Genomic DNA, 14,245 nt, shown 5'->3' with positions numbered 1-14,245 from the left:
ACCCCCACGCACCCGCAGCCGAAAGGCTGGTACGGGACGGGTAGGGGCGGAGGGGGCGAAGAACAGGGGCCCGCAGGCTCTGGGACGGAAGTTTCCCCGGTGTGGGCGGGCTGTTCCTGCGTGTTTCTGGCGTTGTCAGTGGTGCGGCGTATGGTTCTCGGCAGTGGGGAACTGCCGCTGGGCGGCGGGGTGTTCTCACGTGGGGGAAGCACGATGCGTTCACATGCGCGGGGGAGCCATGAGCACGACTGACACCGCTGTCGGCGGCGCGATCACACTGACCGACGACGAGCTGGATGCGTATGTCACGCACGCGGGGACGCGCCGGTGGCTGACAGGGCCAGGGCTGCCGTCCGACGGCGCGCTGTTGGGGTTCGGCACGCTGCGGGAGCACGGCCTGCGAAGGCTCGCGGACCTGGCCGGCGACGCGGAGAAGCTCGCCGAGGAGCTGAGGGACCAACTCGTCATAGGGGCGCTGCGCAACCTCGACAGGGACCTGGAGTCGATCGTGCTGGACGGCACGACGGGAGAGGTCTCCACGACGTATGTCCACCGGAACCCGGCCCTGATGGACCTGTCCCCCCTCGCCCCCTCCCTGGAGGCGCTGCTGCGCTTCGCGGCCGCGACGGAGGAACTGACGGCCGCCCGAGGCCAGTTCGGCCCGAAGGCGGTCACGGAGGCGTCGGACCGCCTGACCGCCGTCTTCGAGTCGGGCGCGGGCGACGACGTGCCGCCGTACTGGCGGATGGCCGCCCTGATCCGCCCGCTGGCCCGGATCGCGGGCCCGGGCGACGGACTCGTCCTGGACCTGCCGAAGCGGCTGCTGGACGAGGAGTTCGGCGCGGGCGAGATCATGCGCTTCGAGGACGTCGACTTCCCGTCCGCGCTTGCGCACGAACCCACGCGCCGGTTCCTGCGGGAGACGGGCCTGCCCGAGGACGGCCTCCTCTTCCAGCTGGACACGGAGGTGCCGCTGCCGGCGCTCAGCGAGTACTACGCGGACGAGCGCCCAGGCGACTTCTCCGCCGACGAACTGCCCACCGCCGCGGACCGTCTGATACGCCTCGGCCATCTGCTGGAGGACACCAGCCTCGTCGTGGACGGCAGCACGGGCGCGGTCCTCGCCTGGAGCGAACCGGACCTCACCCTCCGCCCCCTCAACGCCGACATCTCCACCCTCGCCTTCACCCTCTGGCTGCTCCACCGTGAGAAGACGATCGACGCGGCCCACGACCTGACCGACTCCTACGAGCAACTCGCCGCCACGATGGCCCAGACCCTCGCCACGGTCGACCCCGTCGCCTGCGACCCGACCCCGTTCCTGCCCGGGGACGACGGCTGGCGCTACTGGCCAGAGATATTCGAGGACCAGGCCGGCGGAGCGCTGTACGCGTAGGCGGCGGGCCGCACTTGAGGCGGTCCGGCACCGGAAGGCGGATCGGCCGCCCCCTGGATGGGGGACGGCCGACTCTTTCGCGAGGCCGTGGCGAGCGCGAGCAGCGCGCGTAATGCCGCCTCGAGCCGCGTCGAGCCGCGTCGAGCTCGTGCCTGGCGGCTGCTGCGTTGCGTGACGCTGGTGACGGCGTGAAACTGTTATGGGTGCCTTCTCCAGGGGAGTGCGAGGCAGGTAGGTACTCGTCGGGCCGAACGGCAGTACCGAAACGGCGACGGAAATACGTGCAGAAAGTCGTTGGGGGCACCCGGCCGCACGCTGGGCCAGGGATTCCTGAGTCTCGGCCCTTGCAGCGCGCCTGATCCTCCGCGTTTCCATGAGCGCAGGGCTTCCACCACCTTCAGTGTCCATGGACGGAGCGAAGCCATGCGCTCTTTGAGACAGAGGCTGGGATCTTGTTCCCTTGCGATGGGCTTCCTCGCGGTGCTGGCTGTGCCGTCAGCCAATGCGGCGGTCCCGGCGGGAACCGGCCATAAGAGTGTCCCCAAGGTCTCCTGCGGGTGGCCGGCCGTGGTCAATCCCAACAGGTTGAATTTCGCGTTTCCCGAGACGAACGCCACCTACTGGGTCATGCCTTACCAGTTGGCCGAGGGAGACCGGCTGGTTGTGGAGGGGACATATCCATCGGCCCGGTTCACGTCGCTGACGACGTACGACACCACGGGATCCCCGATCGATTCGCTCGACGACAAATCGATCGCCCCGAGCGCAGGCAGCAAAAACCCCTTCGCTCAGGCGAATGCCGGGACAGACCCTGCTCAGCACCGGTATCGCGTCACCGCGCAGAGCGGCGTCGCAGCCGGCTCCGGCAACAACACCCTGGCCGCCACTGCCAACAGTGCCGCCTCCGGATCCGGGTTCATCGCCTTGAGGATCTATGTGCCGACCGAGGCGTCCGACCCCACGGGCGGCGTTCCCCTTCCCGCGCTCTCGATCCAGCACCAGGGCGGCAGCACCAGCAACATTGCGACCTGCCCCGCAGCCGGTTCTGCCCAGGGTCCCGCAGGACCACTGGCCGGGTTCCTGCGGCAGCTCGTGAAAAGCAACGCACCCCCGGGAGGATTCGAGGGATGCGGGAAGTCCACTCCGAGTGCCCCGGTCTTCGCCGTGCCCAATAAGGCCGGGGGATTGTTCCCCAACCCGTACAACAAGTACCTGTGCACCCCGATTGCGTATGAGCCCGGCCGCATTGCCGTCATCCGGGGCAAGGCGCCGACGTTCCCCAACACCAGCGAAGGCCAGTCGGTGCTCACCAAGACGCAACTCAGGTACTGGTCGCTCTGCCAGAACCAGTGGCGGCTTCCTTACCCGTCGAGCTCCTGCGCCGCTGATTACCAAACGGCCCTGAAGGACGGGCAGTACACCTATGTGGTCTCCACCCCCCAGGACCGCCCCGCGAATGCGACCGCGTCCAACAAGGTCACCTGGATCGCCTGGGGACCCACCGACGTCGACGGCCTCCTGCTCTTCCGGAACATGCTCCCGGCCGGCGACTTCCACAACGCCGTACAGAATGTCCAGAAGGGTCAGGACCCGGCCACGGCCATGGGCCCTTACTACCCGACCATCACTTACTGCACCACGGCCGCGTTCGAAAAGGACGGACCGGACGCCTGCCCGGCCCCGTAGACCGCACCCCGGACAAGAGACCCGACCACAGAACGAAGGGGCGGCAACCCCTTCGGGGGTGCCGCCCCTTCGTTCTGCAGGTCAGGCGCTAGAGGCCGTGGCGGGAATCGAACCCACGTAACTCGCTTTGCAGGTTTGTCCGGCCTGGTCAGGGCGTCATCCGGGCGTGGTCGCGGGCGTTCAGATCCGTACGGAAGCTGAGCCCGCAGGGGCGGGGTGAACGGCTCTGGAGGGTCGCGTACGTCGGTGAACGAGACGGAAACTGAGACGGGGCGAGACCTACCTAGACAGCGGTGGTCCAGGCCCTTCCCGGGTCGGTGGCATCGCTGACTCCGCAGTGATCTACGCGGACGCCAACGAAGGGCTCTTGCGCACCCTGGGCCGCACCTGCGAGCAGGTCAGGCTGTGGTGACGTAGGTCTTGACTGCCCCGGGCCGGCTGTCGACTGGTCTGGGACTGCGGCGGTGAAGGCGTCGATTACCAGGGGCGGGCTCCTTTGAACGTTGACCCTTCTCAGCTTTCCGGGTCATCCACGGTGAGGCTGCTGCCGTGCGGCACGCCCTTCCTGGTCCTGACCGCCGCGGCCCCGGATGCGGAGGTTGCCGGCACGAGACACCCTGGTCGGGGGTGCTATCTGTACGAGGCACACGTCGTACGGCGTGTCACTGATGCGGGCGAACGTCGTCTCCGCTGCGAAGCAAGTTGTATGAGCCCGGAATTGGTTCGGTCGATTATTCGGGAGAGAATCGTGACTGTTCGGTCCAGGGAACTCAGCTTCGGTATGCCGTGGGAAGCCCAATACGGGTACAGCCAGGCAGTTCAAGTCGGCGACACGCTCTATGTCTCCGGGCAGGTGTCGCACGACAGCACCGGGGCCTTCGTCGGGGCGGGAGACTTCGAGCTCCAGGTGCGGACGACTTTCGAAAACCTCGACCGGGTGCTGGAGCACTTCGGCGCCACCCGCAACCAAATCGTCGAGACCACCGTCTTGGCCATGGACCTGCGGGAAAACTTCGACACCCTCGCCAGGCTGCACGCCGCGTACTGCGGCGACCACCGGCCCACCAGCACCGTCATGGGCGTGGCCGACCTCGCGCTGCCCGACCAGCTCGTCGAGATCGGCGCGGTCGTCCGCCTTGACGTGACGCACTGACGGAGCGCGCCCCCAAGTCTGGTCGTGAGCCTCACAAGGAGGTCCGGAAATGTCACTGTTCGTGCCGAAGTTCGACTCGTCCGTGATCGTCCGTGCGGCGGAGGCCGAGACGATCGATGATGATCCCAACGGTGTTTTCACGCTGCTGGCTGACAGCAGCGCGTCTGGTGGGGCGCTGTCCACTGTGCGGGTCAACCTGACGGCGGGCACCGACGGCGCCCCACCGCATCTGCACCGGCACTCCGCGGAGATGTTCTTCCTGCTGGATGGTGCCGCCGAGATCCTCTCCGGCGACGACATCGTCACCGCGGAACGCAGCGATCTCCTCATCGTCCCGCCGGGCAAGCCGCACGCCTTCGCCGCCACCCCCGGCGCCGGCGCCGACATCCTCATCGTGATTACCCCGGGCGTCGAGCGCTTCGAGTACTTCCGCCACATCCAGCGCATCCGCCTGGGCGAGGTCGGCCGGGAAAGTCTGCTGGAGGTCCAGGAGCTCTACGACAACCACTTCCTGAACAGCGAGGCATGGTCCGCGCGCCGCTGACGAGGGCCTCCCGGGCCAGTCCCGGGGAAACCGTCTCACGTCCACATGGCACAGCCCCCTGGTACTCCAGCCGGACTTCTCCGTTACTGCGGGTTTAGGGGTCAGTGTGGGGAGTGCAGTGACGTGGTGCCCGAGACGGGGCGGGTTTTTCCGGCCCGTCCCGCGAAGTGTGACCAGAACCGAGACCCGCAGTCTGCTGGCAGTTACTGCGCTTTGCAGGTTTGTCCGCGCCGGACGGACGAGGGTCCGCAGTCGTTCACCGGCGTCCAGCTTCATACGGACTACCTGCTCAGCAAAGCCGAGTGAATGGCTCCGGACGGCTGCGTACGACGCTGAACGAGACGGGGGGTGCAAGAGAGGCGACGCCAGTCAGGATGCTGCCTCCGCGAGGGCTGACACGAGTGCTCCCCCGTCGGATACTGAGGCTCCGTCGTGAGGGGGGCTATGGAGTCGTTCGACCTGAGCAGATTGACAGACTTCGACTTCGAAATGGTCTGTAAGGATCTATTCGAAGAGGAATTTGATGTGCGACTGGAGATCTTCACTCCTGGTGCAGACGGCGGGGTGGATCTTCGCCATCTTCACGACAACGGGTCGTCGCTAGTGATTCAGTGCAAGCACTGGCACGGGTCCACTCGGTCAAAGCTAATCGAGCATATAAAGAAGACCGAAGTGCACAAAGTGCGCAAGCTTAACCCGACGCGCTACGTGTTGGCCACGTCGCTTCCGTTGACTAGAGATGCCAAAGGCAAGATATTCGATGAGCTAAAACCATATCTCCTAACTCCGGGCGATGTATACGGTCGACATGAAATAGATGCCCTCCTGCGAAAAAATGAAATTGTAGTCCGCAGGCATCTCCGGCTGTGGCTCACTAGTGCATCAATTCTTAACTCGCTGCTTTCGAAAAGTATTGTCACGCGCTCACAAGCGTTGGCGCGGGAACTCGACGAAACCTTGAGGACGTACGCAGAAAACCCTAGTTTTCCTCGAGCGGTCGATATCCTGGAAGGGAAGCGTGTATGCGTAATTGCTGGCATTCCGGGAATCGGTAAGACGACGCTAGGTCATGTTCTGTGTGCTTATTACCTTGGTTTGGGGTACGAGCTTGTAGAGATATCCGAGGATGCAGAAGAAGCTAACAGCCTGTGGGACGATTCCGCGAACCAAATATTTTACTACGATGACTTTCTGGGGCAAACGAACCTGGTTGAGAAGCTGGGAAAGAATGAGGATAACCGGCTACTGTCGCTAATTAGACGAGTGTCGGCTGCCCCGAATAAGCGGTTTATTCTGACAACGCGTGAATATATTCTCGCGCAGGCCAAACAGCGCTACGAACGAATCGATCGCCACCGGTTTGATATACATACATGTGTCGTGGACCTCGCTGACTATACCGCTGGAGCCCGAGCGGCAATTCTGTACAACCATGTCTACAACTCCCCGCTACCGGATGAGATCAAAGCTAATTTCGCCTCACCCCGCGTGTATATCCCCATTATCGGGCACGGGAATTTCAATCCGCGAATCATTGCCGCAACACTAGCGGAAGCACACTTGTTGTCAAACGAGCCAGAGTTTGTGGCAGACGAGATTCTTAGGAATTTGGAAGAGCCTCACCGCATCTGGCATCACATAGTTAGTCACCAGCTGAGCGAAACGGATATACGGCTTCTAAAAGTCGTTCTGTCTTTCTCGGGCCCCGTTCCCCTTCAGGCTCTCCGCGAGCTATGGACAAGTTACGGTGAGTCCGCGCGGGACCTCCGTGGGTCCTTGGCTGTGCTCGACGGAACCATGCTGAAGAGCTTCGAGCGATTCGAAACACTACTCGATCGTACCGGGCTCATTTGCATAGAATTTCATAACCCATCTGTGCGAGATTATATGATGGATTATGTTGGGTCGGATCCTGAGGAACTGGCATCCTTCGTAAATCTCGTGCGCCGCTTTGAGCAATTTGAAATCTTGTGGTCGCTCTTTCCTTCGCGCGGAGAAGGTCCACCACTGCCTGCTTTTCGCGAGCTTAAAGAGGCCATAGAGCAGGCTGCCGTAGACGTTATGGCATCAGCGCCCTTAATGGGTGAGATAACCGACTCCGGCGAACCACGGGGCGAACCGGGCGTCGATGAGAACTGGGTGCGGCGTGCCTATATCTTCCTCGACATAGCAAAGGACTTGGAAAGTCAGACTCTCCGGGATCTCGGATTTCGCACTATAGCCGAGAATTTTGGAAGATATGCGGGACCTATGTCGGAATTGGAAATCATCGATCTTGTCCAGACTCTGGCGCATGACAACACGCGCGAGGGACGCGAGGCCCTCGCGCAATGTGTAGAGACTGCTATCGAATGGGCCATGGTAGATGTCTATGAATGGAGTCAAATAGAGTCGGCGGAAGAAGCGCTCCAGCGAATCAAGTCCTATGTGTCAAGGCCTGAGATAGAGGAGGCGATTCGCTTACTTGAGTCAATTCGAGACGACTACGCAGAAAGAGCTTTTGAGGAGTGGGCGCAAACCTTCGTTGAACCCGACTTGCCTGCCGCGGAGATGAGGGAGATTGTTGAGTACTACGGCCAGAGCAATGAATATCCACCATTCGAGGACTATGAGGCGGTTGTGGAGCGTCTGGATGAGCGCGACTCTGCCTATACGCTCCCCTCTGAGCAACTCGACTCCGAAACAAGCACTCCTGGGTTGGCGCGCCGAAGGACAGCCAGCGACATAGAAGCCATGATGCGAACCCTTCGGAATGAAGATGAGTAGAAGGATCTGGGTACGGCAAGGCATGGACGGTCAAGGCGTGGCTGACGCACTGGATTGAGAACGTTGCGCCCCTCGCCGTCAACGACAACACGATGGTCGGGTACGGCATCGCCGTACGGAAGCACCTGATCCCCGGCTTGGGGGCTCACCGTCTCGACAGGCTCAAGCCCGAGCACATAGAGGCGTTCTACGCCAAGATGCAGGCCAACGGCAGCAAGCCCGCGACTGCTCACCAGGTACACCGAACCTTGCGCACCGCCCTCAACGAGGCCGTGCGGCGCGGACATCTTGGCAAGAACCCCCGTTCAGTTGGCCAAGGCGCCGAAAACGGGGGAGTACGAGGTGGAGCCCTACAGCGTCCAAGAGGTACAGCGGTTGCTCAAGGCCGCTGACCAGCACCGCAACTCCGCTCGCTGGGCCGTCGCCCTTGCCCTCGGACTGCGGCAAGGGGAAGTGCTCGGTCTGAGGTGGGAGGACGTGGACCTTGACGGTGGGTTCCTTGTAGTCCGGCGCAGTCGACACCGGCCGCAGTACGCCCACGGGTGTGAGGACCCCTGTGGACGCAGGGCCGCAGGGTATTGCCCGCAGAGGCGTCGTGCGAACCCGGAGCTGTCCACCACTAAATCGCGCGCCGGCCGCCGCGCTGTCGGTCTTCCCGAGCAACTCGGTGACCTACTCCGGGCTCACCTCAAGGCGCAGGAAGCGGAGCGGGCGGCGGCCGGGAAGCACTGGGAGGAGCACGGGTTGCTCTTCCCGGACGAGCACGGTCGCAGCCCCTCCCACCGCCGGGACTGGACCGAGTGGAAGGCCCTGCTGGAAGAGGCGAAAGTCCGGGACGGGCGTCTGCACGACGCGCGCCACACCGCCGCCACGGTCCTACTGATCCTTGGGGTACCCGAACGGGCCGTCATGGGCCTCATGGGATGGTCGACGACCGCCATGGCTGCTCGGTATCAGCACATGGTCGACGCGGTGCGGGCCGATGTGGCCAAGCAAGTCGATGCCCTCATTTGGCGGCCGAATGGGCAGGCTGCAGACAGTGGCAGCTGATCGATAGCGGACGCCGAGGGGTGCACCCCGACCGAGAGGTCGGGGTAGCCACAGACCATGCGAAGCGCGGTACCGCGCAAGGTTGCTGCCTCCCTCCAGGACCGCGTGGTGTGGTCACGTACTGGCGTGTCTACAGCTCCTCATTGAATTTGTTGTAGTGATCAGAGATGGTGGCGACGCTGACAGAATTCATCAGGGACGCGGCTGTGGCTTCGTAGCACGAGGTGGACTGTGGGGGCTGCTGATAGAGGATTGAAGTTCCTCGTTGCTTCAGTGATAAGGGTCTGAGGGCGCACAGTCATGCTGCCACGACGGTTTCGCGCTCTCAGGCGCCTTCGTGCGCCCTGGTGGCCATCTTACGAGGCGTCTAATTTCAATGATCCAAGGCTGGCAGGACCATTGGAGCGACGCATGTCAACAGGCGAACCCGCCCCCACTGGAGAGCCAACTCCCACTGGTGAACCGGCGCCTTCCACCAGCTGGACAAGAGAGCAGTGGTTGGCGCTAGTCGGCGTGCTTCTGGCGCTAGCAGCCCTCCTGGTCGGCGTCATCGTTTGGCTCTTCGGTGATGATCAGAACGGCCAGAAGGAGGAAAAGTCCGCCCAGAAAGCTTTTGTTTCATATCGTGAAGCATCCGATGCGGCATGCGCAAAATATGGCCCAGCCCTTGCCGAGTTGGGGGACGGGCCGTGGCAAGGTGATCCGGTAGCTTATGCTGCTCATCTTCGCGAAAAGAATGAGGTCCTCGGTGCAGTGGTCCGTGACTGGCAAGCCCTCGTTGTCCCCGACTATAAGGACATGAGGGAAAAGGTAGCGGAAGCTCAATCCCTGGCTTTGGGATCGATACGCCAATACGAGATTGCTGCCGATGTGATGGAGGATGGTGGAGAGGACGCCAATCCGTATATCGCCGAGGGTGGGCGTGTGGGCATGGAGTCCATCACAAAATCCAGGGCGATCGGCTTCAACATCTGTCCTGGAGGTCGATGAGGCGCACGTTCTGCCTTGGTGGCAAGGCCAAGGAGCTGCTTGGCCTCGTAGTGTGCTCGCCGCCGACTGAGACGGGAAATGAGACGGACAGACAACAGGGCGGCACCCAGGAGGGGTGCCGCCCTGTTGTTTTGCCTGGTCAGGCGCTAGAGGCCGTGGCGGGAATCGAACCCACGTAACTCGCTTTGCAGGCGAGTCCCTAAACCACTCGGGCACACGGCCGGGCACATTGGCCGCCACTCAGGCAGACGGCCAATGTCAGGTGCGGCACGGCTCACTCGTTCCGAACCTGATGGGTAAGACCGTAGGCGCGGGTGCTCGCGGCGCTCAAGGGATGGGCGGGTGCTGCAATGGGACTGCCATACGCCGTTCATGAACCGCCGGGTGGCCCGCGGTGGCCCGCGGGTGTCCCGGTCCGTGGGTGGCCGTACGACCAAAGGCCCAGGCGATCACGGTCTCCGGACAGGGGTCAATGTCAGTTGTGCCCCTTACGCTGACGTCATGGCAGCCCTGGAAACCAGTGATGTCGCGACGGCACCGTCGGAGGTGGAAGGCGGTGTGCTGAGCCGCCCGTACCGGGCGCTCAGTATCGGGATCGTCTCCGTCGTGCTGGTGATCGCCTTCGAGGCGACCGCCGTGGGGACGGCGATGCCCGTGGCGGCGCGGGAGCTCGACGGGGTGTCGTTGTACGCGTTCGCGTTCTCGGGGTACTTCACGACGAGTCTGTTCGGGATGGTGCTCGCCGGGCAGTGGTCGGACCGAGGCGGGCCGCTGGCGTCGCTGACCGCGGGGATCGGGGCGTTCGCGGCGGGGTTGCTGCTGTCCGGGTCGGCGGCGTCCATGTGGGTGTTCATCCTCGGGCGGGCCGTGCAGGGGCTCGGTGGCGGGCTGGTGATCGTCGCGTTGTACGTGGTGGTCGGGCGCGCCTATCCGGAGCGGTTGCGGCCGTCGATCATGGCGGCGTTCGCGGCGGGCTGGGTGGTTCCGTCCGTGGTCGGCCCCCTCGCGGCGGGCGCGGTGACCGAACACCTGTGCTGGCGCTGGGTGTTCGTCGGGATACCTGTCCTCGTCGTCTTTCCACTGGCGCTCGCGCTGCCCCAGATACGGCGGCGGACGTCGGGAGGGACCGGGGAGGCCGTCCCCGCGCCCCTCGACCGGCGGCGCATCCGGCTGGCGCTCGGGATTTCGCTGGGCGCCGGGCTTCTCCAGTACGCCGCCCAGGACCTGGAATGGCTGTCGCTCGTCCCGGCCGCCGCCGGTGCCGCGCTGCTCGTCCCGGCCGTCCTCGGACTGCTGCCGCGCGGTACGTACCGGGCGGCGCGCGGACTGCCGGCCGTGGTGCTGTTGCGCGGGGTCGCAGCCGGATCGTTCATCGCCGCCGAGTCCTTCGTGCCGCTCATGCTGGTCACCCAGCGGGGGCTGTCACCCACGCTCGCCGGGTTCTCGCTCGCGGCGGGCGGCGGGACCTGGGCGCTGGGTTCGTATGTCCAGGCGCGGCCGCGTGTGGAGCCCTACCGGGACCGGTTGATGTTCCTCGGCATGGTGCTGGTGGCGGCCGCCATCGCCGCCGCGCCCAGCGTGCTGATCCACGCCGTGCCGGTGTGGATCGTCGCCGTCGCCTGGGGGTTGGGCTGTTTCGGCATGGGGCTGGTGATCGCCTCGACCAGCGTGCTGCTGCTCCACCTCTCGGCACCCGAGGAGGCCGGCGCCAACTCCGCGGCGCTGCAGATCTCCGACGGTCTGTCCAACGTGCTGCTGCTCGCCGTGGGCGGCGCCGCCTTCGCGGCGCTGGGCGGCGGCACGGTCACCGACGCGGCCGCGTCCACCTCCGGCTCGCATCCCGCCGCCTTCGCCGCCGTGTTCCTGCCGATGGCCGGGGTGGCGCTGGTGGGCGCCTGGGTGACGACACGGCTGCGGGTGCGGCGACCGTAACCACGAGCAGGCCGCCGCCCTCCTCCACGCCATCGCCACCAACCACCGTTCCTTTGGACTGAGCGGGAGCGAGCCCGATCAGCCGCACGCCCCGAACGGTCTTGGGCGTATGCGCATTCCTCGGCGAGCAATCGCCGACCCCCTCGTCGACGGAACAAGCGGACCGCCTGGCCGGCCGCCGCGACCTTCCTCGCCGTCAGCGGCGTCGACCTCGTGTCCTGCGACCAGAACGCTGCGTACGACCTGGTCATCGACGTGGCCTCCGGTGAGGAGAGTGACATCGGGGTGCTTGCGGACCGGCTGCGCGGTCTGTGAGGTGGATCCCATCCGCGGGTGACCCGGCGTCGTCCGCGCGTTGACACATCCGGGCCGCCGGTAGGGTGGCCCGGTTGTCATACGTAGCCGAGCGCCCGCCCGTCTCCCACCACCGCCCCACCCGACGCGCTGCGCGCGGCCCTTTTCATTCGACACCCCACGGAGACCGTGACTACCACCGCCGCCAGTGCCTCCTCCTCGCACCATCTCTCACCCGCCTTCCCCGGCCGCGCCCCCTGGGGCACCGCCAACAAGCTGCGCGCCTGGCAGCAGGGGGCGATGGAGAAGTACATCCAGGTGCAGCCGCGCGACTTCCTGGCCGTTGCCACGCCCGGCGCCGGTAAGACGACGTTCGCGCTGACGCTGGCGTCCTGGCTGTTGCACCACCATGTCGTGCAGCAGGTGACCGTGGTCGCGCCGACCGAGCATCTGAAGAAGCAGTGGGCGGAGGCGGCCGCGCGGGTCGGGATCAAGCTGGATCCCGAGTACAGCGCGGGGCCGCTCAGCAAGGAGTACCAGGGCGTCGCCGTGACGTACGCGGGTGTGGGCGTGCGGCCGATGCTGCATCGGAATCGGGTGGAGCAGCGCAAGACCCTCGTCATTCTTGACGAGATCCACCACGCCGGTGACAGCAAGTCCTGGGGTGAGGCCTGCCTCGAGGCCTTCGAGCCCGCCACCCGCCGACTCGCGCTCACCGGTACGCCCTTCCGGTCCGACACCAACCCCATCCCCTTCGTGACGTACGAGGAGGGGAACGACGGGATTCGGCGGTCCGCCGCCGATTACACGTACGGATACGGGTCCGCCCTCGGCGACGGTGTCGTGCGGCCCGTCATCTTCCTCTCCTACAGCGGCAACATGCGGTGGCGTACGAAGGCGGGGGACGAGATCGCGGCGCGGCTCGGTGAGCCGATGACCAAGGACGCCATCAGCCAGGCCTGGCGCACCGCCCTCGATCCGCGCGGCGAGTGGATGCCGAGCGTGCTGCGCGCCGCCGATCAGCGGCTGACCGAGGTGCGCAAGGGCATTCCGGACGCCGGCGCCCTCGTCATCGCCTCCGACCAGGACTCTGCGCGCGCGTACGCCAAGCTGATCCGCGAGATCACCGGGACCAAGGCGACCCTCGTCCTGTCCGACGACACCGGTGCCTCGAACCGTATCGACGAGTTCAGCCACAGCGACGACCGGTGGATGGTCGCGGTGCGCATGGTGTCCGAGGGCGTGGACGTGCCGCGGCTCGCCGTCGGCGTGTATGCCACCACCATCTCGACCCCTCTCTTCTTCGCGCAGGCCGTCGGGCGCTTCGTACGGTCCCGGCGGCGCGGTGAGACCGCCTCCGTCTTCCTCCCGACCGTCCCCGATCTCCTGGGCTTCGCCAACGAGATGGAGGTCGAGCGCGACCACGTCCTCGACAAGCCCAAGAAGGAGGGCGAGGAGGACCCGTACGCCGAGTCCGAGAAGGAGATGGAGGAGGCGAACCGGGAGCAGGACGAGGACACCGGGGAGCAGGAGCAGTTCTCCTTCGAGGCGCTGGAGTCGGAAGCCGTCTTCGACCGGGTCCTTTACGACGGCGCCGAGTTCGGGATGCAGGCCCACCCGGGCAGTGAGGAGGAGCAGGACTACCTCGGGATTCCGGGGCTCCTCGAACCCGACCAGGTTCAGCTGCTGTTGCAGAAGCGGCAGGCCCGGCAGATCGCGCACAGTCGCAAGAAGCCCGACGAGGAGGCCGATCTCCTCGAACTCCCCGCCGAGCGGCGGCCCGTGGTCTCCCACAAGGAGATGCTGGAGCTCCGCAAGCAGCTCAACACCATGGTCGGCGCGTACGTCCACCAGAGCGGCAAGCCGCACGGGGTGATCCACACCGAGCTGCGGCGTGTGTGCGGAGGGCCGCCGAGCGCGGAGGCGACGGCGGGGCAGCTGCGGCAGCGGATCGCCAAAGTGCAGGAGTGGGCCACCCGGATGCGGTGACGCCGGCCGCTGTGCCTGAGCGGGTGGCTGCCGTCGGGGTGCGGAGCGTGTGACCTCCCCCAAGTGTTCGGTGCGGGGGCGTATGTCACGTACGGGGGCGTGTTCCCTCCATACAGGCGCGTGTTCCCTCCTTACAGGCGCGCGGGGTGCCGTGTGCGCTGTGTGCAAGGGTGGTGCACGCCGAGTGGTGGGCGCCTCGCGTATCGGGACAAAGGGAAAGGGTCCGTACCAGCCACTGCCCGGATTCTGGACGGAGACTTCCGCTGAGCGGACCGGCTCGCTACTGTCCCGCTACGCACACGCCCCGTGGCAGCGCCGCCGCGGAGCGCAGCCGTGAAGCGACTCACGCCCGGGAAGAACCCGGGTCGTCAGCCGACCGGCGGCCTCTGAAGCGCGTCGCCGACGGGACTCGGCGTCGCAACCGCCGCGAGGGGGCCGTCGACCT

General features: G+C 65.3%; 7 protein-coding genes, 1 tRNA gene and 2 pseudogenes. 9 read left to right on the top strand and 1 reads right to left on the bottom strand.

Annotated features, from left to right (window positions below; all coding sequences use genetic code 11):
• Positions 1-238: 238 nt before the first annotated feature.
• From AB5J53_RS19490 to AB5J53_RS19460, 7 genes and pseudogenes are all read left to right on the top strand, one after another.
• Positions 239-1,396, top strand: coding sequence for an SUKH-4 family immunity protein (locus AB5J53_RS19490; protein ID WP_369246936.1), 1,158 nt, complete (start codon positions 239-241; stop codon positions 1,394-1,396).
• A gap of 465 nt (positions 1,397-1,861) precedes the next feature.
• Positions 1,862-3,082 (top strand): hypothetical protein, encoded by a 1,221-nt coding sequence (locus AB5J53_RS19485; protein ID WP_369246935.1) that lies wholly within the window; start codon positions 1,862-1,864, stop codon positions 3,080-3,082.
• Positions 3,083-3,830: 748 nt separating this feature from the next.
• Entirely contained in the window at positions 3,831-4,235 is a 405-nt protein-coding gene (locus AB5J53_RS19480; RefSeq protein ID WP_369246934.1) for a RidA family protein, read from the top strand.
• 49 nt (positions 4,236-4,284) lie between these two features.
• Positions 4,285-4,779, top strand: a complete 495-nt coding sequence (locus tag AB5J53_RS19475) for a cupin domain-containing protein (protein ID WP_369246933.1) — start codon at positions 4,285-4,287, stop codon at positions 4,777-4,779.
• Positions 4,780-5,223: 444 nt separating this feature from the next.
• Positions 5,224-6,207 (top strand): annotated as a pseudogene (locus AB5J53_RS19470) (restriction endonuclease); the annotation flags it as partial.
• Positions 6,208-7,485: 1,278 nt separating this feature from the next.
• Positions 7,486-8,595 (top strand): annotated as a pseudogene (locus AB5J53_RS19465) (tyrosine-type recombinase/integrase); the annotation flags it as partial.
• A gap of 411 nt (positions 8,596-9,006) precedes the next feature.
• Complete coding sequence (locus AB5J53_RS19460; RefSeq protein ID WP_369246932.1) at positions 9,007-9,585, top strand: hypothetical protein; 579 nt, start codon at positions 9,007-9,009, stop codon at positions 9,583-9,585.
• A gap of 150 nt (positions 9,586-9,735) precedes the next feature.
• Here the strand turns inward: AB5J53_RS19460 and AB5J53_RS19455 are convergent.
• Positions 9,736-9,807: transfer RNA gene (locus tag AB5J53_RS19455), tRNA-Cys, on the bottom strand.
• 279 nt (positions 9,808-10,086) lie between these two features.
• On the opposite strand from AB5J53_RS19455, the gene AB5J53_RS19450 reads away from it, so the two are divergent.
• Both AB5J53_RS19450 and AB5J53_RS19445 read left to right on the top strand, forming a co-directional pair.
• Positions 10,087-11,517 carry an MFS transporter gene (locus tag AB5J53_RS19450; protein WP_369246931.1) on the top strand — a complete coding sequence of 477 codons (1,431 nt, stop codon included), beginning with the start codon at positions 10,087-10,089 and terminating at the stop codon, positions 11,515-11,517.
• A gap of 483 nt (positions 11,518-12,000) precedes the next feature.
• Positions 12,001-13,800, top strand: coding sequence for a DEAD/DEAH box helicase (locus AB5J53_RS19445; RefSeq protein ID WP_369246930.1), 1,800 nt, complete (start codon positions 12,001-12,003; stop codon positions 13,798-13,800).
• The last annotated feature ends 445 nt before the right edge of the window (positions 13,801-14,245 follow it).

The organism is Streptomyces sp. R41 (assembly GCF_041053055.1).
In the GTDB taxonomy this organism is placed as follows: Bacteria; Actinomycetota; Actinomycetes; order Streptomycetales; family Streptomycetaceae; genus Streptomyces.
This window is presented reverse-complemented; position numbering and strand designations above follow the sequence as displayed.

What these genes read in the sequence shown, in the direction of transcription:
- AB5J53_RS19490 (WP_369246936.1), top strand. Translation starts at nt 239, where the DNA reads ATGAGCACGACTGACACCGCTGTCGGCGGCGCGATCACACTGACCGAC.
- AB5J53_RS19485 (WP_369246935.1), top strand. Translation starts at nt 1,862, where the DNA reads ATGGGCTTCCTCGCGGTGCTGGCTGTGCCGTCAGCCAATGCGGCGGTC.
- AB5J53_RS19475 (WP_369246933.1), top strand. Translation starts at nt 4,285, where the DNA reads ATGTCACTGTTCGTGCCGAAGTTCGACTCGTCCGTGATCGTCCGTGCG.
- AB5J53_RS19460 (WP_369246932.1), top strand. Translation starts at nt 9,007, where the DNA reads ATGTCAACAGGCGAACCCGCCCCCACTGGAGAGCCAACTCCCACTGGT.
- AB5J53_RS19450 (WP_369246931.1), top strand. Translation starts at nt 10,087, where the DNA reads ATGGCAGCCCTGGAAACCAGTGATGTCGCGACGGCACCGTCGGAGGTG.